The sequence below is a fragment of the Pseudomonas sp. 2822-15 genome, assembly GCF_002742515.1.
Lineage (GTDB): Bacteria > Pseudomonadota > Gammaproteobacteria > Pseudomonadales > Pseudomonadaceae > Aquipseudomonas > Aquipseudomonas salomonii.
Map to the genome: position 1 here is coordinate 1 of NZ_LJRY01000054.1, position 299 is coordinate 299.

The 299-nt window shown below is 34.4% G+C and carries 1 protein-coding gene; it reads right to left on the reverse strand.

Annotated features, from left to right (window positions below; all coding sequences use genetic code 11):
- The coding region (locus AOA59_RS31855) for a hypothetical protein (RefSeq protein ID WP_218212173.1) at positions 1 to 278 on the reverse strand (278 nt) is incomplete at its 3' end.
- Between the last annotated feature and the right edge of the window lie 21 nt (positions 279 to 299).

Below are 299 nucleotides of genomic sequence, written 5' to 3' on the forward strand. Positions count from 1 at the left end.
GAATAAATATCTGAACGAAAAATTCTTGCTTGTGAAAAGATGTTTTCTTTTGCTTGTTGATCAAAGCGACCTTGTTGAACTACTGCTTGCAAATGGAATAATATACTGTCCAACTTTGACAACATTTTTTTCGACGTCTGTCCTCTAATTTTGTTCAATCTTGAATTTATCCATTTTTGATAAGTAAGAGTAAAATCTGTTCCTTTTTCTAAAAACTGACTGCTTTCCCACACCTCTATTTCATTCCAAACTTGAGTTTCTCTATGAGACAATGGCATGGTCCTGTTCCTCCCCATATG